At 71.1% G+C, this 21,822-nt stretch carries 27 protein-coding genes; 20 read left to right on the top strand and 7 right to left on the bottom strand.

Annotated elements, in window-relative coordinates; all coding sequences use genetic code 11:
• Window positions 1-2 precede the first annotated feature (2 nt).
• From LIV37_RS27275 to LIV37_RS27240, 6 genes are all read left to right on the top strand, one after another.
• Complete coding sequence (locus tag LIV37_RS27275) at window positions 3-1,910, top strand: PAS domain S-box protein (RefSeq protein WP_020870311.1); 1,908 nt, start codon at window positions 3-5, stop codon at window positions 1,908-1,910.
• Window positions 1,907-2,596 (top strand): response regulator, encoded by a 690-nt coding sequence (locus LIV37_RS27270; protein ID WP_121824454.1) that lies wholly within the window; start codon window positions 1,907-1,909, stop codon window positions 2,594-2,596. Before LIV37_RS27275 ends, LIV37_RS27270 begins: the two co-directional genes overlap by 4 nt.
• Before the next feature lie 355 nt (window positions 2,597-2,951).
• The gene (locus tag LIV37_RS27265; RefSeq protein ID WP_020870309.1) at window positions 2,952-3,584 is read left to right on the top strand and encodes a phosphatase PAP2 family protein; all 633 of its coding nucleotides are present in this window, start codon (window positions 2,952-2,954) and stop codon (window positions 3,582-3,584) included.
• A gap of 5 nt (window positions 3,585-3,589) precedes the next feature.
• Complete coding sequence (locus LIV37_RS27260) at window positions 3,590-4,279, top strand: response regulator (protein ID WP_037955385.1); 690 nt, start codon at window positions 3,590-3,592, stop codon at window positions 4,277-4,279.
• Window positions 4,276-6,219: a GAF domain-containing protein gene (locus LIV37_RS51805; RefSeq protein ID WP_158634883.1), complete on the top strand. Its 1,944-nt coding sequence runs from the start codon at window positions 4,276-4,278 to the stop codon at window positions 6,217-6,219. Before LIV37_RS27260 ends, LIV37_RS51805 begins: the two co-directional genes overlap by 4 nt.
• 99 nt (window positions 6,220-6,318) lie before the next feature.
• A complete protein-coding gene (locus LIV37_RS27240; RefSeq protein WP_020870306.1) occupies window positions 6,319-7,293 on the top strand; it encodes a polyprenyl synthetase family protein in 975 nt (324 codons plus the stop codon).
• Here LIV37_RS27240 and LIV37_RS27235 read toward each other — a convergent pair.
• From LIV37_RS27235 to LIV37_RS27225, 3 genes are read right to left on the bottom strand one after another with little or no spacing between them, the layout of a single operon-like run.
• Complete coding sequence (locus LIV37_RS27235) at window positions 7,268-8,542, bottom strand: glycosyl hydrolase family 8 (protein ID WP_020870305.1); 1,275 nt, start codon at window positions 8,540-8,542, stop codon at window positions 7,268-7,270. The genes LIV37_RS27240 and LIV37_RS27235 overlap by 26 nt on opposite strands.
• A complete protein-coding gene (locus LIV37_RS27230) occupies window positions 8,539-8,709 on the bottom strand; it encodes a hypothetical protein (RefSeq protein ID WP_167525792.1) in 171 nt (56 codons plus the stop codon). Before LIV37_RS27230 ends, LIV37_RS27235 begins: the two co-directional genes overlap by 4 nt.
• A gap of 39 nt (window positions 8,710-8,748) precedes the next feature.
• Entirely contained in the window at window positions 8,749-9,105 is a 357-nt protein-coding gene (locus tag LIV37_RS27225; RefSeq protein WP_020870303.1) for a PRC-barrel domain-containing protein, read from the bottom strand.
• A gap of 164 nt (window positions 9,106-9,269) precedes the next feature.
• Between LIV37_RS27225 and LIV37_RS27220 the strand changes: the two genes are divergently transcribed.
• On the top strand, window positions 9,270-9,437 hold the full coding sequence (locus LIV37_RS27220) for a hypothetical protein (protein ID WP_020870302.1): 168 nt from the start codon (window positions 9,270-9,272) through the stop codon (window positions 9,435-9,437).
• A 136-nt stretch (window positions 9,438-9,573) separates the two neighbouring features.
• On the opposite strand, the gene LIV37_RS27215 is transcribed toward LIV37_RS27220, so the two are convergent.
• Together LIV37_RS27215 and LIV37_RS27210 are read right to left on the bottom strand one after the other, a co-directional pair.
• Entirely contained in the window at window positions 9,574-10,473 is a 900-nt protein-coding gene (locus LIV37_RS27215; protein ID WP_167525853.1) for an RNA polymerase sigma factor SigF, read from the bottom strand.
• Between the two features lie 92 nt (window positions 10,474-10,565).
• Window positions 10,566-11,852, bottom strand: coding sequence for an MFS transporter (locus LIV37_RS27210; protein ID WP_425507076.1), 1,287 nt, complete (start codon window positions 11,850-11,852; stop codon window positions 10,566-10,568).
• A 121-nt stretch (window positions 11,853-11,973) separates the two neighbouring features.
• Here LIV37_RS27210 and LIV37_RS27205 point away from each other — a divergent pair, with 121 nt between their 5' ends.
• Window positions 11,974-12,360: an ArsR/SmtB family transcription factor gene (locus tag LIV37_RS27205; RefSeq protein WP_020870299.1), complete on the top strand. Its 387-nt coding sequence runs from the start codon at window positions 11,974-11,976 to the stop codon at window positions 12,358-12,360.
• Between the two features lie 123 nt (window positions 12,361-12,483).
• Window positions 12,484-13,146 (top strand): DUF4232 domain-containing protein, encoded by a 663-nt coding sequence (locus LIV37_RS27200; RefSeq protein WP_020870298.1) that lies wholly within the window; start codon window positions 12,484-12,486, stop codon window positions 13,144-13,146.
• 629 nt (window positions 13,147-13,775) lie between these two features.
• On the opposite strand, the gene LIV37_RS27195 is transcribed toward LIV37_RS27200, so the two are convergent.
• On the bottom strand, window positions 13,776-13,967 hold the full coding sequence (locus tag LIV37_RS27195; protein WP_020870297.1) for a hypothetical protein: 192 nt from the start codon (window positions 13,965-13,967) through the stop codon (window positions 13,776-13,778).
• 94 nt (window positions 13,968-14,061) lie between these two features.
• Window positions 14,062-14,454, bottom strand: a complete 393-nt coding sequence (locus LIV37_RS27190; RefSeq protein WP_254807120.1) for a hypothetical protein — start codon at window positions 14,452-14,454, stop codon at window positions 14,062-14,064.
• 302 nt (window positions 14,455-14,756) lie between these two features.
• Here LIV37_RS27190 and LIV37_RS27185 point away from each other — a divergent pair, with 302 nt between their 5' ends.
• The 11 genes from LIV37_RS27185 to LIV37_RS27135 all read left to right on the top strand — a co-directional run bounded on the left by LIV37_RS27185 (window position 14,757) and on the right by LIV37_RS27135 (window position 21,489).
• On the top strand, window positions 14,757-15,014 hold the full coding sequence (locus LIV37_RS27185) for a hypothetical protein (protein ID WP_020870295.1): 258 nt from the start codon (window positions 14,757-14,759) through the stop codon (window positions 15,012-15,014).
• 44 nt (window positions 15,015-15,058) lie between these two features.
• Window positions 15,059-16,069 (top strand): YqaJ viral recombinase family nuclease, encoded by a 1,011-nt coding sequence (locus tag LIV37_RS27180; protein ID WP_020870294.1) that lies wholly within the window; start codon window positions 15,059-15,061, stop codon window positions 16,067-16,069.
• The gene (locus tag LIV37_RS27175) at window positions 16,066-16,968 is read left to right on the top strand and encodes a recombinase RecT (protein WP_020870293.1); all 903 of its coding nucleotides are present in this window, start codon (window positions 16,066-16,068) and stop codon (window positions 16,966-16,968) included. The genes LIV37_RS27180 and LIV37_RS27175 overlap by 4 nt, the downstream gene beginning before the upstream one ends.
• Complete coding sequence (locus tag LIV37_RS27170) at window positions 16,968-17,594, top strand: DNA cytosine methyltransferase (protein WP_167525793.1); 627 nt, start codon at window positions 16,968-16,970, stop codon at window positions 17,592-17,594. Before LIV37_RS27175 ends, LIV37_RS27170 begins: the two co-directional genes overlap by 1 nt.
• A 40-nt stretch (window positions 17,595-17,634) precedes the next feature.
• Window positions 17,635-18,252, top strand: coding sequence for a hypothetical protein (locus LIV37_RS27165; protein WP_254807119.1), 618 nt, complete (start codon window positions 17,635-17,637; stop codon window positions 18,250-18,252).
• Between the two features lie 83 nt (window positions 18,253-18,335).
• Window positions 18,336-19,142, top strand: coding sequence for a hypothetical protein (locus LIV37_RS27160; protein WP_020870292.1), 807 nt, complete (start codon window positions 18,336-18,338; stop codon window positions 19,140-19,142).
• Window positions 19,139-19,942 (top strand): zinc finger domain-containing protein, encoded by an 804-nt coding sequence (locus LIV37_RS27155; RefSeq protein ID WP_020870291.1) that lies wholly within the window; start codon window positions 19,139-19,141, stop codon window positions 19,940-19,942. The genes LIV37_RS27160 and LIV37_RS27155 overlap by 4 nt, the downstream gene beginning before the upstream one ends.
• The gene (locus tag LIV37_RS27150) at window positions 19,939-20,208 is read left to right on the top strand and encodes a hypothetical protein (RefSeq protein ID WP_020870290.1); all 270 of its coding nucleotides are present in this window, start codon (window positions 19,939-19,941) and stop codon (window positions 20,206-20,208) included. Before LIV37_RS27155 ends, LIV37_RS27150 begins: the two co-directional genes overlap by 4 nt.
• Window positions 20,205-20,378, top strand: a complete 174-nt coding sequence (locus LIV37_RS27145) for a hypothetical protein (protein ID WP_020870289.1) — start codon at window positions 20,205-20,207, stop codon at window positions 20,376-20,378. Before LIV37_RS27150 ends, LIV37_RS27145 begins: the two co-directional genes overlap by 4 nt.
• Window positions 20,375-20,719, top strand: a complete 345-nt coding sequence (locus tag LIV37_RS27140) for a hypothetical protein (RefSeq protein WP_020870288.1) — start codon at window positions 20,375-20,377, stop codon at window positions 20,717-20,719. The genes LIV37_RS27145 and LIV37_RS27140 overlap by 4 nt, the downstream gene beginning before the upstream one ends.
• Window positions 20,716-21,489, top strand: a complete 774-nt coding sequence (locus LIV37_RS27135) for a hypothetical protein (protein ID WP_020870287.1) — start codon at window positions 20,716-20,718, stop codon at window positions 21,487-21,489. The genes LIV37_RS27140 and LIV37_RS27135 overlap by 4 nt, the downstream gene beginning before the upstream one ends.
• Window positions 21,490-21,822: the final 333 nt, after the last annotated feature.

The following is a 21,822-nucleotide window of genomic DNA, read 5'->3' as shown; positions in this document are numbered from 1 at the left end:
CGATGGGCGACAACCGGATCGCCGTTGTGGTGGCCGATGACGACCCGGCCGTCCGCGAGGCGCTCGCCGACCTCATCGACTCCCACCCGGACCTGGAGCTGGTGGGCCTGGCCATCAACCATGAGCAGGCCGTGCGCGCGGCGGTGGACCACCGCCCGCAGGTCGTGATCATGGATGTGCACATGCCCCGGGGCGACGCCCCCAGCAGCGTCCGGGCCATCCGCGACCAGGTCCCCGGGGCCCGGGTGGTGGCGCTTTCCGCCCACGGCGAACGCGAGACCGTGCTGAACATGCTCGCCGTCGGGGCCAGCGGCTATCTGGTCAAGGGCACCCCCGCCGAGGAGATCCTCGAGGCGATCATCCGGGCCGCCCGCGATCAGTTCAGCATGTCCGCTGAGCTGCTCGCCGACTGCGCCGAACCGCTGCGCCGCGCCGAGCGCGCCTCCTGGCGGTTCGAGGACCTGGTCGGCAACCGGCTGGAGGACTCGTATCTGGAGCTGCTGAGCCACGCGCCCTGCGGAGTGCTCGTGGTCGGCCCGCGCGGCCGGATCGAGTACGCCAACGCCCACATCCGGCACATGTTCGGCTACGGATCGGCGGAGCTGCGCGACAAGCGGCTGCGGGACCTCGTCCCCGAGCGCTACCGCACCGCCTCCGAGCAGCTGATCGGCCGGGTCTTCACCACACCGTCCGCGATGAGCGGCCGCCGCCGCGACGGCAGCGAGTTCCCCGCCCAGTTCAGCGGCGGCCATCTGCAGGGCCGGCAGCCCCGCGGGGTGGTCTTCGTCGCCGACCTCAGCCAGCTGCGGGCGGCCGAGAGCCGGTTCCGCCAGCTCATCGAGTCCTCCCCGGACGCGATGCTGATCGTGGACACCAGCGGCCGGATCCAGGCGGCCAACCACCGCACCGAGGCGCTCTTCGGCTACGACCGCGACCATCTGATCGGCCGGGCCGTGGAGGCGCTGCTGCCCGACCAGCCGCTCACCGTCTCGCTGCGCGAATGGGACGACAGCGTCGAGGAGCCGGTCGGCCACAGCATGGAGCTGGTCGGGCGGCGCAGCGACGCCAAGCAGTTCCCCGCCGACGTCAGCATCAGCCCGCTGCGCACGGAGGAGGGCCTGCTCACCGTCCTGACCATCCGCGACATCACCGAGGTGCAGCGCGCCCAGTTCGTCCTGGAGCGCAGCCTGGAGCTGCTGGAGGTCACCGACCGCGACCGCCAGGCGCTGCTCAGCCATCTGGTCCACGCCCAGGAGGCCGAGCGCGGCCGGATCGCCGCCGACATCCACGACGACACCATCCAGGTGATCACCGCTGCCAGCCTCCGCCTCCAGCAGCTGCGCCGGCGGCTGCGGGACCCGGACGAGCAGCGGGTGATGGACAAGCTGGACGAGACCCTGAAGCTCTCGCTCAGCCGGCTGCGCCAGCTGATCTTCGACCTGCGGCCGTCCAGCCTGGAGCACGGCTGTCTGGCCGGGGCGCTGCGCGGCCTGCTGGAACAGATACGCACCGAGACCGGCGTCACCTACCGGCTGGAGGACCGGCTCACCGCCCACCCCCCGGCCGAGACGATGGCGCTGATCTACCGGACCGCCCAGGAAGCGCTGGTGAACGTGCGCAAGCACGCCCACGCCAAGACGGTCCACGTACAGCTGCTCGGGCTCGACGACGGCTGCCTGGTGCGGATCGTCGACGACGGCGAGGGCTACAACCCGCTCGAGGTGGAGTCCCGCCCCGGCCACCTCGGGCTCTCCCTGATCCAGGAGCGGGCCCAGATCGCGGGCGGCTGGTGCCGGATCGAGAGCGAACCCGGCTCCGGCACCACCGTGGAGTTCTGGGTGCCGCTCGGCACTCCGCCGGACACGCCGCTCGCCACCCCCGACTCCCCCGAAGGGGACCCGCAGCCGTGACCGCACCTCCCGAATTGACGAAGGTGCTGATCGTCGAGGACCACCGGGTGGTGGCCGAGGGGCTGTGGGCCCTGCTGGCCGAGTACTCGGACCTGACGGTGGTCGGCTGGGCCGACTCGGTCGCCGAGACCGTGCCGATGGCCAAGGAGATGAAGCCCGATGTGGCGCTGGTCGACTTCCGGCTGCCCGACGGCACCGGGGCCGACGCGGCCGGCGGCATCCGGGCCCATGACCCGTCCGTCGCCATCGTGATCCTCAGCGCCGACGCCAGCGACTCGGCGCTGCTGGCCGCCGTGGAGGCGGGCGCCTGCGGCTATCTGCTGAAGTCGGCGAGCGGCGACGAGATCGCCTCCGCCATCCGCTCGGCCGCCGAGGGCGAGACCCTCATCCCGGCCAGCACGCTGGTGGAGGTGCTGGCGCGGCACCGCGAGGACGCGCGGTCCACCGCCGAGCAGACCGAGCGCCTGGACAGCCTGACCCCGCGCGAGCAGGAGATCCTCACGTTGATGAGCCACGGCCTGGACAACCGGGCCGTCGCGGAGCGGCTGAGCATCAGCTACGCCACGGTGCGCACGCATGTGCGCCGGATCCTGGAGAAGCTGGAGGCGCGCTCGCAGCTGGAGGCGGTCGCGAAGGCCGCCGAATTCGGCTTCAAGCCCGCGCAGCCGGAGGGGCCGGAGGAGTGAGTGCCGGGCTGAGCTGACCCGTGTCCGCCTCCGGTACGGCGGTGGCCCCCGTGGTGCGGGGGCTGTTCGCGTTTCGCCGTACGGGTCCACTGGACGGGCCCGTACGGATGGGGCCCGTACGGACGGGGCTGGCTATACGAACGGGGCTATACGGACGAGGGCCTACGGGCTGGGGCGTACGGACGGGGGCGGGACCACCTGGGGCGGGGCGGCCGGGGGCGCGGCCGGGGCCGAATGGGGCAGAAAATCCCCCTTCGGATGGAATCGCGGAGCCATCGAGACGGGTTCCCTCCCCATGCGAGTCCCTGGACGGATCCGATGCCCGCTGAGCCGCGGGCACACGATCGCCTTCCTGATGGCCGCCGCCTGTTACGCGGCGGTCCTCACGGCCGTCCTCACCGGCTCGCAGCTGGTCCGGTTCGACTGGCAGGTGGCCCTGTTCAAGCCGTACGAACAGTGGCCGCGGGTCCGGCCGGCGCTGGACGCCTTCGTCATCACGGGCCAGCGCGGCCCCACCGCCCTGGCCGCCCTGGCCTGGGCCCTCTGGCGCGGCGGCCGGACCCGGAGCCTCCGTCCGCCGCTGGTTCTGGGCGTGGCGCTGCTGCTGCTCAACGTGAGCGTCGGCGCCGTCAAGGTCCTCACCGGGCGGCTGGGCCCGTACGAGGCCCGGACCCCCGGGTCCGCCGAGCTCTTCCACGGCGGCATGGTCTTCCCCTCCGGTCACGCCGCCAACGCCGTCGTCGTCTGGGGCACCCTCGCCTATCTCGCCGGTCACCACCGGCGGACGGGCGCACTGGTCGCCTGCGTGATGGCCGTCGGCGTCGGTCTGACCACCGTCTATCTGGGCACCCACTGGGTGAGTGACGTCCTGGGCGGATGGGCGGCGGGCGTCCTCGTCCTGCTGGCCCTCCCCCTCTTCGAACCGCTGATCGCGACCGTTTCCGCGTATGTCTCCGCTCGTGCGGCGGGGTACTCCATGGGCAGGTGAACCAAGTGGCACTTCGCGTGCTGATCGCAGACGACCATGCGGTGGTCCGGCAGGGCCTGCGCATGATCCTTGGCCTCGACAACGACATCAAGGTGGTCGGCGAGACGACCAACGGCCGGGAAGCCGTGCGGCTGGCCCGGGAGCTGTGCCCAGACGTCGTCCTGATGGACCTGCTGATGCCGGTGATGGACGGCGTATCCGCCACGGCGGAGATCCGCCAGGACCTTCCCGAGGTCGAGGTGGTGGCGCTGACCAGCTCCCTCGACGACGCCATGGTCATGGGCGCGGTCCGGGCGGGCGCCATCGGCTTCCTGCTGAAGAACGCCGAGGCCGACGACCTCCGCAACGCGGTGAAGGCCGCGGCCGCGGGCCAGATCCATGTCTCCCCCGCCGCGATCTCCCGGCTGATGGGCCAGGTCAGGGAGCCAAGCGGCCCGGAGCAGCTCACCGAGCGGGAGACCGAGGTGCTGACCATGCTCGCGCGCGGCAAGGCCAACAAGGAGATCGCCCACGATCTGCGGATCGGCCAGCAGACGGTGAAGACGTATGTGAGCCACATCCTGACCAAGCTCGGGGTGCACAGCCGGACCCAGGCGGCGGTCTACGCGGTGCAGTCCGGCCTGGTGCCCGCGGGTGAGCTCACCCCTCCGGAAGCAGTGGAGTCGACGACGAGGGAGCAGTGGTGGTCGGCGTGATCAGTACACGGTGGACCCCGACCCGGCGGAGACGGAGCGCCACCGCGCTCGCCGAGGTCACCCAACACATCCTGGCGGGCGAGACCGCCGACGCCACGCTCCGGCTGATCGCCCGCCGGGTGCGGGAGCTCCTGGGCGCCGATATGGCCCGGGTGATGGTGCTGGAGCCGGGCGACGTCCTGACGATACGGGCCACCGACGGCGCTCCGTGGACCGCGCCGAGCGGCCCCCTGACACCCGGCGGCTCCTCCCCCGCCCGCCAGGCGATCCGCGCCGGACGGCCCACGGTCTCCGGCGACGAACGGCGGCCGCGCCGGCGCGGCCGGGACCCCCGGCACGCGGTCCCGGCCTCGGTGCTGGACGCGCCGCTGCTGGTGCGCGGCCACCCGGTGGGGGTGATCGAAGTGGCGAACCGCGGCGGCGGGCGCCGGCTCACCCACGCCGATGTGAGCACCGTGCGGCTCTTCGCGACGGCCGCGGGCCATGCGGTCGCCCAGATCCGGCACCGGGAGAATCTGCGGCGGCTGGCGTCAGCGGCGGCCGGACCGGGCACCAACGGTTCCGGGGGGTTCTCCTTGGGGTCGTCGGGGCCTTCGGGGTCGTCGGGGCTTCCGGAGGCTTCGGGATCGTCGGGGGCCGCGGGGCCTTCGGTGTACGCCGGGGCGTCAGGGGCATTGGGGTCCTCTGGGCCTTCGGGGTTCGCCGGGGCCGCTGGGCCTTCGGGGTTCGCTGGGCCCTCCGGTTCGCCTTGGGGTTCGTCCGGCCCCTCGCTGTTCCCCCGTTCCTCCGGGCCCTGCGTACGGCGGACCCTGGACTCCCTGGCCGCGGGCGCGGTTGCCCGCACCGGCGCCGCGAGCTGCACGGTCTATCTACTGGAACCCGGCCCGTCGGCCAATCTGCGCCTGGTGGGCGGCGGCCACGGCCACACCCCGCCGTCGCGCAAACCGGCGCTGGAGGCGATCGGCGGGGCCGCGCCCGTCATCCACGGCGGCGGCCGTACCGGCGCGGACGGCGAGGGCCCCGCGCGGGGCGCGGTGGCGGCCTGGCCGCTGCTGCGCGAATCCACCGCGATCGGCGCGATGTGCTGCCACTTCCCGCCCGGCCGCGACCCCGGCGAGGCGGACATCACCCTCCTGGAGGTGATCGCGGGGCATGCGTCCTGCGCGGTGGAAAACGACCGGCAGCGGGCGGCCACCCAGGACAAGGCCGTCCACGAGGAGCGGCATCGCATCTCGCGCGAGCTCCACGACTCGGTCTCACAGGCGCTCTACGGCATCGCGCTGGGCGCCCGTACCGCCCGCGAGATGCTGGAGCGCGACCTCGACAGCGCGGAGCCGGTGGAGGGCCGGACCGGGGCGGCGAGTCATGCGGAACCACCGGATCGGATCGGTCCGGTGGCGGGACACGAGACCGCCGGGGAGGTCGTGGACCTCGCCGAGCTGGCCGAACTCGCCGAGCCCATCGAGTACATACGGCGGCTCGCGGACGCCGCGATCGCCGAGACCCGGACCCTGCTCTGCCGGCTGCGGCCCGAATCGCTGGAGACCGAGGGCCTGGTCGCCGCGCTCACCCAGCATGTCGAGACGCTCCGGGCCCGGTACGGGATCGCCACCGAGGCGAAGCTGGACGCCGAACCGGAGACCACACCGGAGGCCAAGCACGCCCTGTACCGGATCGCCCAGGAGTCGCTGCACAACGTCGCCAAGCATTCGCAGGCCCGGAACGTACGGCTCCATCTGCTCAACGAACCGGGCGCCGTCACCTTGACGGTCGCCGACGACGGCGTGGGCTTCGACTGCAAGGGCTCCTTCCCCGGCCATCTCGGGCTGCTCTCCATGCGGGAGCGGGCCCGCGAGGTGGGCGGCACGCTCAACGTGGACAGCCGCCCCGGCCAGGGAAGCCGCATCCGGGCCAGGATCCCGGCCGCGCCGGACTCCTGATCCATCGCCCTGAGACCACCTGCCGACGACGTCCTGAAACCGGCCGCCGATGACACGCCCTCAACCTCGCCACTGACGACATATGAGACATTTCTGTTCATGCAGCCGACCGTGCGGGACCACGCGCTGACGGACGGCCTCCGGGCCGGTCAAGCGGCGGTGGAAGAGGGCCTGTTGCGGGCCACCAAGAGCGATGTGCCGTTCATCACCGAGGCCGCGCGGGAGCTGACGCGCACGGCCGGGCGACGGCTCCGGCCGCTGCTGGTGCTGCTGGCGGCGCGGTTCGGCGACCCCGGCGCCCCGGGCGTGGTGCCCGCCGCCGTGGTCGTCGAACTGACCCATCTGGCCACGCACTACCACGACGACGTCCGGGACGAGGCGGCCGTACGGCGCGACGCCCCGCGCCCGGACGCCAACTGGGACAACACGGTGGCGGTGCTCACCGGCGACTTCCTCTTCGCCCGCGCCTCGCACATCCTGGCCGACCTGGGGCCGGAGGCCGTACGGATCCAGGCCCAGGCGTTCCGGCGGCAGGTCACCGGCCAGATCCTGGAGACGACCGGACCGCGCGACGGCCGCGACCCCGTCGAGCACCATCTGGACGTACTGGCGAGCCGGACCGGCTCGCTGACCGCCGTCTCCGGACGGCTGGGCGCGCTGGCCTCGGGCGCGGACCCGAGCGTCGCGGACGCCCTCGCGCGGTACGGCGAACGGCTGGGCGTGGCGAGCCATCTCGCCGACGAGGTGGCGACCCCCACCGCCCGCCGCCCCACCCTGCCCGTCCTGCTGCTGGCACGGGTCGCGAACCCAGCGGGCCCCACGGGCCCCACGGGCCCCACGGACCGGGAGCTGTACGAGCTGCTCACCGGGCCCGCCGAGCGGGCGGGGCACGCGGAGGCGGTGGCGCGGCTGCGCACCCATCCGGTCCTGGACCGGGCCCGCGAGGAGACCGCCCGTCAGGCCGACGCCGCCCGCGCGGCCCTGTCCACGCTGCCCGACTCCCCGGCGCGGGACGCCCTGGAGTCGCTGTGCGAGACCGTCGTCGCGCCTACGGCACCCAGTAGTTGTGGCTGACCACCAGCATCGACTGGAGCCGCACCCCCGCCTCGTAGGCGCGGGCCGGATCGGGCGGGGAGGCGCACATCCGCGTCCACAGCGCGTCCAGCCAGCCCTGCGCCCCTTCGGCCCCTGAGCCGTCCTCGCCCTCCGTCAGCGCGGCGACCGCGAAGGGCGCGAAGAAGGCGGGCGAGCCCGGGTCCCCATAGGCCGTGCCGTCGAGCCGGTACCCGCTCCGGATCCGCCCTGGATCACCGCCCGTCGCCGCCCTCGCCCAGCGGCTGAGCCCGCGCGCGGCCGCCCGAGTGCGTGTGTCGCCGCTGGTCACCGCGTCGGCGCCGAGCCGCCAGGGGGTGCGGCAGGCGTTCCAGTGGTAGTCGCCGTCGTGCGGGCTCTCCAGGACCTGGCCCGGCGCGGGCCCCGGCTCGCCGGACGTGGTGTCCACGACGAAGTCGGGGAGCAGCCCGGTGGCCGGGGCATGGCGGGCGCGCAGCGCCCCGGCCAGCGACAGCTGCGCGTCCAGCGCCTCGTCCCACCGCGGATCGCCCGTGGCCGCCCGGAACGCCCGGAAGTGGTCCGGCATCCAGTCCGACGTACGGGAGACCTCGTCATAGCGGCCCGAGGACCAGTCGCCGAGCTTGGTCAGCCGGGTGGTGGGGTGCACCTCGCACTCCATGACGGCGTCGATCCGCCGTACCGCGAGCGCCTCGTAGTCGTAGCCGCCGTAGTCGTCGTAGCCGCTGTGACTGCTGTAGCTGCTGTAGCTGCTGTGGCTGCTATGACCGCTATGGCTGCTGTGGCCGCTGCCCCACTGCCGGGCCGCGAGCAGCAGTCCGTACGCGATGTCGAGGTCGCCGTCGGTCGCCGAGTCCCGTCCGCCGACGTCCCGGCCCTCGGCGTCCTGCTGGGCGGCGTGCAGATCGGGGTGGTTCACGGAGGGGTGGGCCAGGACATGCCGGAGGATGCCGTCGAAAAGTGTGCGGGCGTCGGGGTCGGCGCCCGCCATCAGCGCGGTGATCACCAGTCCGTAGCCCTGGGCCTCGGCCACGAACGGGTGCGCCGCGTCGGGGGTGAACACCGCGCACCGCCCCGGGCCGCCCACCTCGTCGCCCGACCGCAGGAAGTACGCCTTCCACAGCTCGTAGTGGTCCAGGACCCGCCGGTCGGCCGCCGCCGGGTCACCGTCGCAGGAGGGCCGGAGCGTGCCGGGGGCGTACGGGATGGCATGCGTCCCGAAGGGGACGCGGGCCTCGGCGCGTCCCGTCATCGGATCCGGCGCCCCCGGGGCCTCCGCGCCAGCCGCACCAGCCCGAGGACGATGTCGACCACCAGCACCACCACGCCGATGACCAGCAGATAGCCCAGCCCGTGCACCACCCAGCCGATGAGGCCGAGCACGATGGCCACGATCACCAGGAACAGGAAGAGCGCCACCGCCGACACCTCTCCTCGATCGTCAAGCGTCCTCGGCCGTCAGCGGCGTGCGAGCTGCCGCCCGCCGCCCGGACCCGACTGGTACGTCTTCCCGTAGTGCTGGAAGATCGCCCCCTCCTGCTCCGCGGGCAGCACATCGTCCACGCCGAGCGCGGGTGCCTTCTTCACCAGCGACCGCGCGTAGGAGACCTTCACATAGCCCGGCCCGACCACCGCGTCGTCCACGGGGACGAACACCAGACGGTGACGGGTGGGCAGTCCGGTGCGGACGGTGGCCATGGCGGGTTCGTCGGTGGACGTGGCCACGTAGATCGCCTCGAGCACCCCGATCTTGCGGCCCTGCTCATCGACGACATCCTGGTCGCGCCACTCACGGATATCGGCTGGCTGGATCATGACGTATCACCCTCTGACCTCTGCCCTTCCAGCCTGCCTCCGCTCACCGTGGGACGCCACGCCATCCGGCCACCCGGAGTAACCGAGTGTTCGAAACAGCATGAATTGATCAGGTGTGCCGGATTCCCGAAGGGGTACCCGGCGCGGCGAGGAGGTTGGTAATCATGGTCCCCCTGCTTGTCGTTCTTCTACTCGCTCTGCTGCTCTTCGGCGCCGGATTCGCCCTGAAGGCTCTGTGGTGGATCGCGGTCATCGTGCTCGCCGTCTGGCTGATCGGCTTCATCGCCCGGCCGACAGTCGGCGGGCGGCGAGGACGGTGGTACCGCTGGTAACCCGAAGACGGTACAGATAAACCTCAGCGCGGACCGAAGGGGCCCGGCCGGAGAAATCTCCGGCCGGGCCCCTTCGGTCGTGTTCTGTTGTGATCGGGCCTACCCCTCGGAGCGGGGCCTACCCCTCGGAGCGGGCCTACCCCTCGGTGAGCATCCCGCGCCGCAGTCGGCCGAGCGCACGGCTGAGCAGCCGGGAGACATGCATCTGGGAGACGCCGAGCTCCGTGCCGATCTCCGACTGCGTCATTTCCTCGCCGAACCGCATCTGCAGAATGCGCCGGTCCCGCTCACCGAGCTGCTCCACCAGCGGCTTGAGTGCGTGCAGGTTCTCCACGGCCTCCATGGCCGGGTCGACGTCGCCGAACCGGTCCGCGTACGTGGTCACGCGCGCGGCGCCGCCCTCCTGGTCCGCGGGCGCGTCCAGCGAGGTGGTGAGATAGCCGTTGCTGGCCACCAGTCCGTCGACGACCTCGTCCTCGCTCAGCCGCAGATGCTCCGCGAGCTCGGCCGTGGTGGGCGACCGGTCCAGCCGCTGGAACAGCTCCTCGTTCGCCTTGGCGAGGTCGATCCGCAACTCCTGGAGCCGGCGGGGGACATGCACCGCCCAGCTGGTGTCGCGGAAGAACCGCTTGATCTCGCCGACGATGTACGGAACCGCGAAGGTCGTGAACTCCACCTCACGGCTCAGGTCGAACCGGTCGATCGCCTTGATCAGCCCAATGGTGCCGACCTGGACGATGTCCTCCATCTCCACCGAGCGGTTGTGGAACCGCCGGGCGGCGTACCGGACCAGCGACAGATTGAGCTCGATGAGGGTGTTCCGCACGTACTGGTACTCGTGCGTCCCCTCCTCCAGCTCCGTCAGCCGATCCAGGAACGTCTTGGTCAGCGCCCGCGCGTCCTTGGGCGCCACCTTCGCCGGATCGTCAACCGTGGGCAGATCGACGGGGCCGGCGGTCTCAACTCCATTCACTGCGATGTCACTTACGCGAACGTCATGTGCCTGCTCAGCTTCCGCTGCTGTCAGCATCGACATCGTCGCGGGTGCCGTGTCGTTCACCGTCGCACTCCCTGTATCGGCTGCATGCATAGGCTGATTGGGGTCCCGTCTACCCACCCTCCATGCCCTCATGCCTCTTTCCTTCGGGCGGACGGCGGGCCGGCGAGGACCACCAGACCCCCGACGAGGGCCAATGCCATGAGCACCGCCCCGAAGGCGGTCGCCCCCGCCGTCAGCCCCACCGCGTCGCTCAGGTAACCCGCCGTTACCGGCAGTACGCCCGCGGGCACATAGCCGCCGACGTTGAGCGCCGCGTTGGCCTCCGCCAGACGGCTCGGCGGAACGCTGGAGTTGAGCAGCGACAACCCACCGAGCTGCCCCATCCCCTGCCCCGCCCCGGCCAGCAGCGCGGCGGCGACGAGCAGCGGCACGGAGGAGGCGCGGACGGCGGCGATGAGCACACCCATGCCGATCGTCGTACTGACGGCACCGGCGAGGAGGATCGTCCGCCGGTCCAGCCGCTGGACCGCGAACTGCGCACCGGTCGCGGTGAGGAACATCACGAAGGCCATCGCCCCCGCGACCACCGGGCTTGTGGTGTCCAGCAACCCCGAGAGCAGCGACGGCCCGAGGGAAAGCACGAAGGAGGTGGCGGTGATGCCGGGCGCGAAGACGGCGATCCCCCTGAGCAGTTCCCCACCACTCCCCCGAGGCACCCCGGGAACCCGCGCCCAGGCACCGCTCGCGGGCACGGACTGCACAGACGCGGACTGCGCGGACACGGACCTCACGGACACGGACTGCGCAGACGCGGCGGAAGGGCCACGCAACGGCATCCGCACCACGACCAGGACCGCCGCCACCAGCAGCACCGCCTCCAGGACGAACACGCCCTCGCCCAACACCCCCGCGAGCAACGGCCCCAGCCCGGCCCCGAACACCATGGCGCACGAGGCCAGCAGTGCCGCCAGCCGCCGCCGCTCCGGCCCGGCCACATCGGTCACCGCCGCCATTCCGGCGGAGACGACGGCGCCGACCGCGATCCCGCTGAACAGCCGCGCCACGATCAGCGCGGCCACGCCCGACGCACTCGCGAAGATCGCACACGCCGCCAGCGCGAGCCCGAGCGCGGGCAGCAGCACGGGCTTCCGCCCCACCCGGTCCGAGACCACGCCCGATACCAGCAGCGAACCGAGCAGCCCGACGATGTAGCAGGCGAAGATCACCGTCAGGGTGCCCTTGGAGAACCCGATCTCGCGCTGCCACCGCACATACAGCGGCGTGGCCGCGTTCGACAGGACGAACACCGCGGTCACCGGCCACGCGGCGGTCCACACCCACCGGGTGGCGACGCCACCGGCCCCTCCGTCGGCCTCCCGCACACCCGATACCGCCCCCGCCCGACTCCCCACCACGACAGCTCCTCCCGGCAAACACTTAATACGACTTGAGTCGAACTTAGCATGCAGTACGATTGGACTCGTACAAAGAGCCGCACACCGAAGAGCCGCGCACCGAGGACCCACAGGACCCCCCATGACCCCCCGGACAACCGAAAACGGACGCCCCGCCATCAAGGCACTCACCGAACCCCCGGATCTCCCGCCCCCGCTCCCGGAACCGGCCGTGGCGGACATCCGCCTGGAGACGGTCCTGGCGGCGCTGAGCGATCCGCTCCGCCTCCGCATCGTGCGCAAACTCCTTCTCGAATCGGAGAAGTTCGATCACACCTGCGGCTGGTTCGGCCTCGACCGTCCCAAGTCCTCCCTCACCCACCACTTCAAGGCCCTCCGCGAGGCAGGCATCACCCGCCAGCGCCAATACGGCCTGGAGCGCCGCAGCCACGTCCGCATCGCCGACCTCAACGCCCGCTTCCCCGGCCTCCTGGACCTCGTGGCCGACTGGACCCCACCGGAGCGGTGACGGCGGGCGTTAGTCAGGCGTTAGCGGATCGGCAGCGACCGTTAAGGGAACGCCAGCGGCGGCCGACACCATGGATGGTGCGTGAGCAGGAACCGCACAAACCAGAAGCCCATGGGGGTCGTTATGTCGCACCACATTCTCAACCGCCGCATCCGTAAGGCCGGTGCGGCCGTACTGATCGCCGCCGCCTCGGCCGTCGCCCTCACCGCCTGCGGGAGCAACGACTCCTCGTCCGACGCCAAGGGGAGCTCCTCCTCGAAGTCGTCGCAGTCGGACGCCTCGATCCAAAGCCAGGCGGGCAACAAGACCGACAAGCAGGCAGCGACCCTGGGCTCGGGCGCCGACAAGGCCCAGGCGACCTCCGAATGCCAGCCGGGCACGCTGCGGGGGGCCCTGGACTCCGCCGGCACCTCCCAGGCGGAGATGAACCACCGGGGCACCTTCCTGAAGGTGACGAACACCGGCGACGAGACCTGCGTGATCAGCGGCTACGCCGGGCTCGCCCTGGAGGGCGCCGGCCACACCGCCATCAAGACCACCGCCCGCCACGGCAGCACCTACTTCGCCACCGACCCCGGCACCCACCCGATCACCCTCGCCCCGGGCAAGAGCGCCTGGGCCGACCTGGTGTGGACCACCACCGGCGCCGGAACCGCCCACGCGAAGTACCTGCAGATCTCCCCGACGGGCAGCAACTCCCACAGCACGGTGGCCTTCAACCAGGACCTCGACAACGGCACCCTCTCCCTGACCGCCTGGTCCACCAAGCCCCCCATCAACAACTGAACCCCCGAAAACCCAAAGAAGCCCAGCCCGGCCCCGGCCCGGGCTGGGCTTCTCGCCGAGCCGCCCAAGGTAATCCGGGGATCAGCACCCGGGGCCGGTAGCGGGTGTGGCGCAGACAGGACCGGTCCACCCTCTCGAAGGACGCCATGCGCCGCACGGGAGATGCCTTCATGACCCAGCAGAAGGCCGCAACTGAGACCAGAACTGAGACCACCGACAGCCGCACAGCCCACGCACGGCGCCGCCGCCGTATCCACTGATACGAAGAACCCCAGCCCGGACACTGTCCGGGCTGGGGTTCCAGTGGAGCCGCCTAAGGGAATCGAACCCTTGACCTACGCATTACGAGCTCAAGATCGTTCATGTTGGGGGGTATCAGCCAGTGCCACGGAAGCACAGAACATGCAGGTCAAAGCGCTTCGACGACTGGCCGAGTGTCAAGGCGTGTCACCCGCTCCAGAGCGGTCCGGCCACACGTCGGCCACACGAAACGGCTGATCGACCTGCCCATTCGAACGGCGGGCGGGGGCTTGAGCCCGGCACGAACGAGGCTGGCGAGTAAGCAGAGAGGTTCACGACAAAGGGCCGCGCGGTGTCCTGCCGCGCGGCCCCTGCGCGTGCTGTCAGCCCTAGCTCTTCCCACCGTCCGCTGTCGGCTGATGGCCGGAACCGGGGGCGAGGCCATTGAGCGCGCTTTCCAGGGCTATGGCACCCACAGGGGTGATGTGCCGGTCATCGAGCGCGATGTCGAGTCTGTCGGCGGTCGCGCGGACAACCGCCGGCGTGCCGTCGTCGAGTCGGGTACGGGTGACGGTGATCAAGAGGCCCCCCTCTGTGAGTACGAGCCCCCCTCGAACATATGCCCGAGGCAAGGGCCTTCACACATTACCCACACGACCACCACAGGTCACGCGCCTAACCCTCCGAACCGTCCACCCCGCCGGATAGTTCCCTCTTGTCACCGGCCGCCCAATGCCGCAATAGCTCTTGAACGCGAGGCATGTCCGCAGCCGTCACACCCGGGACGTGCGCCACGACGACCGCGGCGTCGGCCTCACTCGCGCCGATCGCATCGTCTGCCATGAGTCCGATGTACTGCTGCGCCGCGGCTATCTGCACCCTGCGCAGCCAGACCTCGACAGGCGACGCCTCGCCCCCCTTCCGCCCCCTGTCAACCTCCGCCACCGCGGCGGCGACCGCGCGCACCAGTCGGGGCTGAATCTTGACCGCCTCGCCACTGCCGATCTTCCAAAGCGTCTGATGTGACGCCCGATATTCGGTTCTCGGGTCGACCGCATGCTCGGCCATCTTGCGGTACGTCGTCCCCTCGGCCGCGTCTCGCACAAGGTCAGCAAACGGGGTTCCAGACTCCCACACGTTCTCATCTCCGTTCTTGTCGCGTTACGCGAACGGGCACATTCAAGCAGCCATCACCCCAGGCCGCACGCCCTTGAACTGCGTTGACGAACACTTGGTCCAGACATAACGTTGCCGCTGTCGCGAAAACAAGACAGCGATGAGCTTGCTACTCGCAGCCCCGGCAGGCCCTCCCTGCCCTGCTGTCTCGGTCCGGTTACAGAGCAGCAGTACGCACGAGGAGTCACGAGAACGTGAGCGTCGATTTCATCGGCCCGCCACCGACCGGCAAGTCTGAACACAACTACATCGCCGAGGAATTACGGGCGAGACCGGACGAGTGGGCAGTCGTCCAGCGCAAGGCCACGACCACTCGCGCCGCTTCCGCGGCCCAGGCGATCCGTTCGGGGAAGTTACGCGCCTACGCTCCTCCCGGATCGTTCGAGGCCAAATCCCGTACGGTCGGCGGCGAGCACCGCGTGTACGCGCGATACCTCGGCGGTCTCCAGTGAGGGCCGCGCCGACGCGGTCGGCCACCGTGACACCGACGGGGGTCGTGGTCGCCCCGCCGAACCTCGACCGCGAGCAGTGGCTCACCGTGCGGCGGGCGGGAGTCGGTGGCTCCGATGTCGCCGCGGTGCTCGGGATGAGCAAGTACACCTCGGCGCGCGAGGTCTACCTCGACAAGCGCGGCGAGCTGCCGCTCGACCGCCCGCAGAATCCTGAACTCGCCGAGGCCGCGTTCTGGGGACTGGCGCACGAGCCGACGATCGCCCGCGTGTTCTCCGAGCGGTCCGGCCTCGCCGTTGTCACGGGTCCGGGCATGCTCGCGCACATCGAGCGCCGTTGGATGCTCGCCAACGTCGACCGGTACGTGCTCGACGAAGACGCGCAGCCGTCCAGCCTGTTGGAGATCAAGACCCGTAGCGCATATCAGCTCGACGACTGGCTGCTCGGCGTGCCAGACGGACCGGCGTTGCAGACGCATTGGTACCTCGCTGTCACCGGTTACCAGCACGCGCACGTCGCCGCCCTGCTCGGCGGTAACCGGCTGCTGATTCACCGAGTCGAGCGCGACGAGGGACTCGTCGAGCATCTCGTCGACCTCGTCGGCGAGTTCTGGCAGGGAGTGCTCGACGGCACCCCGCCCCCGGTCGACGGTTCCGAGGCCACCGAGGAACTGCTCGGCCACCTCTACAAGGTCAAGGCCGACGCCGTGACCGTCGCCGACCCCGCCGACGTCCTGCCGCTGCTGGAACGCCGACGCGAACTCAAGGCCCGCGAGGCCAGGACCGCCGACGAGCTGCGCGAGGTCGACAACCATTTGAAGGCCCTCGCCGGCGAGGCCGAGATCGTCAAGACGCGGGGCAAGGTCGCGTTCACGTGGAAGCAGAACGGCCCGCTGTCCGTGAAACGGTTCACCACCGCGCACCCCGACCTCGCCACCACCTACACGCACCGCGTCGAAGCGCTCGACACGAAGCGCCTCGCCGCCGAGCACCCCGACGAGTACCGGGCGCACCGTGCCCGACGCCTCGTTGTGCCCAAGGAGCCCGCCGCAGCGTGAGCACCAATCTTGCCGAACGCGTCGCCAACAAGCGCGCTGGCCGTAGTGCCGCCGCTGCCCACCGCCCCGCACAGCAGTCCACCCTCGTGCAGTTCGTGCAAAAGCTGCGCCCCCAGATCGAGCGCGCCCTGCCCGCCCACGTCGGAGGCGCCGACCGTATCGCCCGCATCGCGCTTACCGAGCTGCGGCGCGTCGAGCACCTCGCCGAGTGCACGCAGGAGTCGTTCGCCGGGGCCCTGATGACCTGCTCGGCCCTCGGCCTCGAGCCCGGCGGCGTGTCCGGCGAGGCGTACCTGCTGCCGTTCTGGAACAAGAAGATCAGGCAGTACGAGGTACAGCTCGTCGTCGGCTATCAGGGCATGATCCGCCTGTTCTGGCAGCACCCGCTCGCCGCCGGCCTCGACGCGCACACGGTGTCCGAGGGCGACGATTTCGAGTACGAGTACGGCCTCGCTCCGGTGCTCAGGCACAAGCCGGCGCGCGGCAGTGCCAAGGGACAGCCCACGCACTACTACGCCGTGGCCCGCCTCGCGAACGGCGGGAGCGCGTTCGTGGTGCTGGATGTCGACGACATCGAGGCGATCCGTAAGCGCAGCAAGGCCAAGGACTTCGGCCCGTGGGCCACGGACTACGACGCCATGGCCCGCAAGACCTGCGTACGGCAGCTCTTCAAGCTGCTGCCGAAGTCTGCCGAACTCGCCCGCGCCGTGGCGCACGACGAAACCGTGCGCCGCGACCCCTCGCCGGAGGGTTTCGACACCCCCGGCGACTACATCGACGGCGAAGTCGTCAAGCCATCGGTCACGCAGGGCGAAGAGCAGCCAACGGTCGAGGACGTTCCGGCGGAGTTCGCCGGGTGGCCCGAAGCGGCCGAGTCGCCTACGGCAGGCGGCGAGTGATGGAGGGACCGCGGATCGGTTCCCTGTGTTCCGGTTACGGCGGTCTCGACCTGGGAGTGCAGGAAGTGCTCAGCGGCTCTGTCGTGTGGCACTGCGAGGTCGACCCGAACGCCGCCGCGATCCTCGCTCACCACTGGCCCGGCGTACCGAACCTCGGCGACCTGTCCGCGGTCGACTTCGACCAGGTCGAGCCCGTCGACGTACTGACCGCCGGTTTCCCGTGTCAAGACGTCAGCCTCGCCGGCCGCCGCGCCGGCATCGCCGAGGGCACACGCTCCGGCCTGTGGCTGCACGTCGCCCGAGCGATCCAAGTCCTACGTCCCGAACTGGTGGTGATCGAGAATGTCCGCGGCCTCCTCTCGGCGACGGCGCATAGCAGCGTGGAACCCTGTCCGTGGTGTGTGGGAGACGGAAGCGCTGAGCCTCCTTTGCGAGCACTCGGTGCCGTACTCGGCGACTTGGCCCGCCTCGGGTACGACGCGGAATGGTGTTGCGTACGCGCGTCGGAGGTCGGCACTGCCCACCGCCGCGAGCGGGTGTTCATCGCGGCGCGTCCTGCTACCGACGCCGACAGCGACGTTCGTGCAGGACGTGATCGACCCTGCGGTGTGGCGCGCGCGGCGTGAGCGGATGAAGGCTCGCCACCCCGGTATGGGTGACATGGGGATGCCGCTCGGCCTCGCCGTCCGGCTGCTACCGACTCCACGCACGTCCGACACCAATGGCACTGGCTCGCACGGTGACGGCGGCCCGGACCTGCGTACGGCGGTTTCCCTGCTGCCGACCCCGCGTGCCTCGGACGGAGAAAAGGGCAGCCCGAACCAGAAGTTCGGCGACGGAAGCCCGACCCTGGCGAACGCCGCCGCTCGGTTGTTGCCGACCCCGGCGGCCAGTGACCACGGCTCGAACTACGCGACGGCCGAGCAGCGGATCGCCGCGGGTCATCAGGCGTACCTGTCCAACGTCATGACGTCACTGACCACCGCGCGAGAGACATCCGAGCAGCCGGAAGTCGGAATCCAGTGGGGTCCGTACGCGGCCGCCGTCGAGCGGTGGGCGGCCCTCACTCGCCCCGCTCCACAACCTGTGGACGAACACGAGCGGCTGAGCCCCGCGTTCGTCGAATGGCTCATGGGCCTTGACGAGGGCCATGTAACCGACGTCGCTGATCTGTCCCGAGCCGCGCAGCTCAAGGCGTTGGGAAACGGAGTGGTTCCCCAACAGGCCTCCGCAGCAATGCGGTTGCTACTCGACCGCCTGTACGGCGTCCGTCTCGCCGCGTGAGGTACGGCCGGATCGTTTCCGTCCGCCGCCCTCGCTGGACGGCCTCACTCCAGGATCACCAACCTCGTTTAGGAGAAGGACCGTTGAGCCTCGACGCCATGGATTGGGTGTGGACCAGGTCCACGGCCAAGGGCACTGCCCGCATGGTGTTGCTCGCCATCGCCGACAAGTGCCCCGATGACGCCTGCACCGCCTACGCCGGTACGACGATGCTCGTGCAGCGGACGAACGCCGCCCGCTCGTCCGTCGTGGCCGCGGTCGACAAGCTGCTCGACGGCGGCGAGCTGCGCGTCGTCGAGGGCTCCAAGGGGCCCCGGGGCGAGACGGTCTATCACCTCCCACGCGCCGTCGGACACGTCCGCAGCATGCCCGAAGACATCCGTTTTAGGGGTCTGGAATCCGGACCGGTACAGAACCCGGACCGGTCCGAGAACCGGCCCCCTGAGGGTAGGGAAACCGGACCGGAGGGGTACGGAAACCGGACCCCCACCGGTCCGGAATCCGGACCCCAGAACGCATATGAACGCAAGCACCAAGCAGAACAGCAGCAGGCACGCGCGACCCGGTCCGCGCTGATTCCCGAACTCGGCCCACTCGACGGCGCACTCGCCACCGCCGGTATCCCGGTCCGCTGGTCGCTCGGCCTCGGCGAGCAGCGTGACGTCTGGCGCCTCGTCCAGGCGCACGGCGTCGAGGCCCTCGTCGCGCGCGCCGCCACCCGGACGACCCCGGGCGCCGAACCAAAGCCCGCGCGCTACTGGCTGCGCGTGTGGGGCGACCTCGACCGCGCCCCGGCCGCCCGCCCCGGACCGGCCACCGCCGCCCCGTACACGGACAACCTCGCCGCCGGCCTCGCCCTGCTGCACGCCCAGAAGGAAGGCAACCCGTGATCGACAACCACATCGCCGCCCTGCTCGCCTACGCCAGCCGCCTCGACTCCCGAGTGCGCCGTTCCCTCGCCGACCCGCAGCAGTCCGCCCGCACCATCGCCGATTGGACTGCCGCCCTCGCCGACGTCCCCGCTACCCTGCCGGACACCGGTTGGGACGCCTCGCAGGCCGTACGCCGGTACTACGAGCAGCGCGGCGGCGACCGCTCGGCACAGTTCCGCCCGGTCGAGCCGCACGACGTGCTCGCCGCATGGGCGCCGCACCGCGCCGAGCTCATGAACCGGCACACCGACCCGGTCCCGGCCGCCGACCCCGACGACCCGGCAGCGTGGCGCGAGGAACTGCTCGGCACCCGGGCCGCGGTCGCGACCGGCCACGCCCCGCCCGCCCAATACCGCGACGCGATCACCCCGGCCGGGCAGAAACGACTCGCCGCTCTCGCGGCAGGAATCGGTCACGGACCGAGCCGGTACATGCCGACCGCGGTTGCCGCCCAGCTCGCCGAGTTCCGGCCGACCCGCGCCGCCCGCGAGGCCGCCATCGCCGCAGGACAGCCGGACGCCTACCGGCACAAGTGCAGTTGGTGCGGCGCCGAGCCCGACCAGCCATGCCGGACCGGCTACCGCCGACGGGGCAAGGGCCGCGGCACCCGCTCGACCCCGCACCCCTGCCGCATCGAGGCGGCCCTCGCCGCCGAGCAGGACGAGGACGAGCACGACCGCCTCGCCCGCCTCATGTCCACCCCGCCCGCCCCACGCGAGACACGCGCCCGACACACCGCCGGAGGAGGCCGCCCATGACCCCGAACGCCGCCCGAGCCGTGATCGCCGCCCATCTGACCGACGCCCTCGACGTTCCGCCGCACCGCGCCACGTTGACCGCGTCCGAGCTGCTCGACCGCCTCGCCGTCGAGGGATGGGAGATCACCACCGCCCCGGCCGCGCGACCGGTCGCGCCTCGCGCGCGGGAGACATCGCGCGCTAGGCGCCTCGCCGCTCACCTGCTTACCCGGCGCGTACACGACGTTCGTCAACTTCCGCACGAAGAAGGAACCCGCGCCCGATGACCGCCGACCGTGCCACCGCGCTCGTGCCGCTGCTCGTCATCGCCTCGGGCGTACCGCTCGGCCGACTCGTCCCGGGCCCGCTGCGACGACGTCGCCCGGCCGACCCCCGCGGCGCCTGCCCGCCGCACTGCACCACCTGCACCGCACTCAACGAGGGGGACGCACGATGAACACCCGCACCCGTACCGATTCCCGTCGAGGCCGCCGCGAGCGGCGCGAGGGCGAGCGCGACGCCCGCCGCAGCCGCTTACGAGTCCTGCTCTCCCGTGCCGACCGTGGCGTGCTCACCCCCGAGGAATCCGCCCTACTGCGCGCCGACATCGAGGCTGAGATCGCCGAATGCGACACCCACCGCCGTATCGCCGGCGGACAGCAGGCAGCAGCGATGCGCCTGCAACACCGGGTCGAGGCCGCCGAGCAGTGCATCGCCGAGACCGAGGCCGAGCGCGACCGGTACGCCGCCGAGGCCGAGGCCCTGCGCCCGTACGCCATCGAGGAGGGGCGCCGATGAACCACGCCACCGCCGTACACGAGACGGTCGCCGCTCTGCGCTCCATCCGTGAGCAGTGGGCCGAGCTGCTGCTCTCCATCGAGACGCCGCCCGCGGACGTCTGGCCGCCGCGACAGCTCGCGCACATCCTGCGCGCAGACGACGAGCAGCTCGTCGTCGAGGACCGGGCGCCGCTCGTCCTGCGCGAGCACCCCGCCCCGGCCAACCTCGACGCGCTCGACGCCGGCCTCGCCATCGAGCGGCAGGTGTTCGCCCTCGCCGACACCCTCGCCGCCGCTGTCCAGCATGCCGGACACGGCGATCCGCGCCGGTGGGAGTTCCGAAACCCGGGCGCGGCAGACGCGCGAAGCGCGGCCGGATCGCGGGCGCATGGTCTCCACTTCGCCTGCGTGTGGGTCGAGGGCCGCGTGCTCGACGAGGACACCGCCCCCGAGCAGCAGCTCGACGGCACCCTCGCCGCGCCGCCGTTCGCTCCCCTGCCCCCGCACCTGGTGCACGAGACACGGCGTACCGCGCGCATGGCCGAGGGCCGACTGCTGCGGACCCTTGGCCTCGACCAGCGCACCACACCCGTGCCCGACCGGCCGTGCCCGTGGTGCGGCGGCGAGCTCACTCTGCACAGCGCTGCGGACCAGCCCCCGACCGTCACGTGTTCGACTGGTCCGATGTGCGCCGCCCCCGTCTCCCTCGACGAGCGAGAGCGGCGCGTGTGGGGGTGGAGCGACCTCGCTGCCCTGGTCGGGGCGCTCAAAACGGCGGAGTCTCAGTAAGCCGCACGACAGCGCGTCAGGTTGTGGCCCCGAGGGACACCTCGGGGCCACAGTCACATTTGGGTAACGCAACAAGGAGCGGGCAGCGAACTCCCTGGAACGCGGGCACACTTGAGGCGAACCAACCCCTAGCAGTACCTATGGGGCCACTCGGCATATTTCGACCCCATGAGCCCGCCTAGGGTCCGTACGGCCAAAATTTATTTAGGTTCCCTAAGCAATATTTTAGGTCTGTACTCCGCAGTGAAACTTCAAGACGAAATGGTGGGACGCAAATGCGACGCAATTTGACGCGCCTAATCCGGGAAGCACTTCAATCCGGCGACGGAACAT

This window comes from Streptomyces rapamycinicus NRRL 5491 (assembly GCF_024298965.1).
Classification (GTDB): Bacteria; Actinomycetota; Actinomycetes; order Streptomycetales; family Streptomycetaceae; genus Streptomyces; species Streptomyces rapamycinicus.
This window is presented reverse-complemented; position numbering and strand designations above follow the sequence as displayed.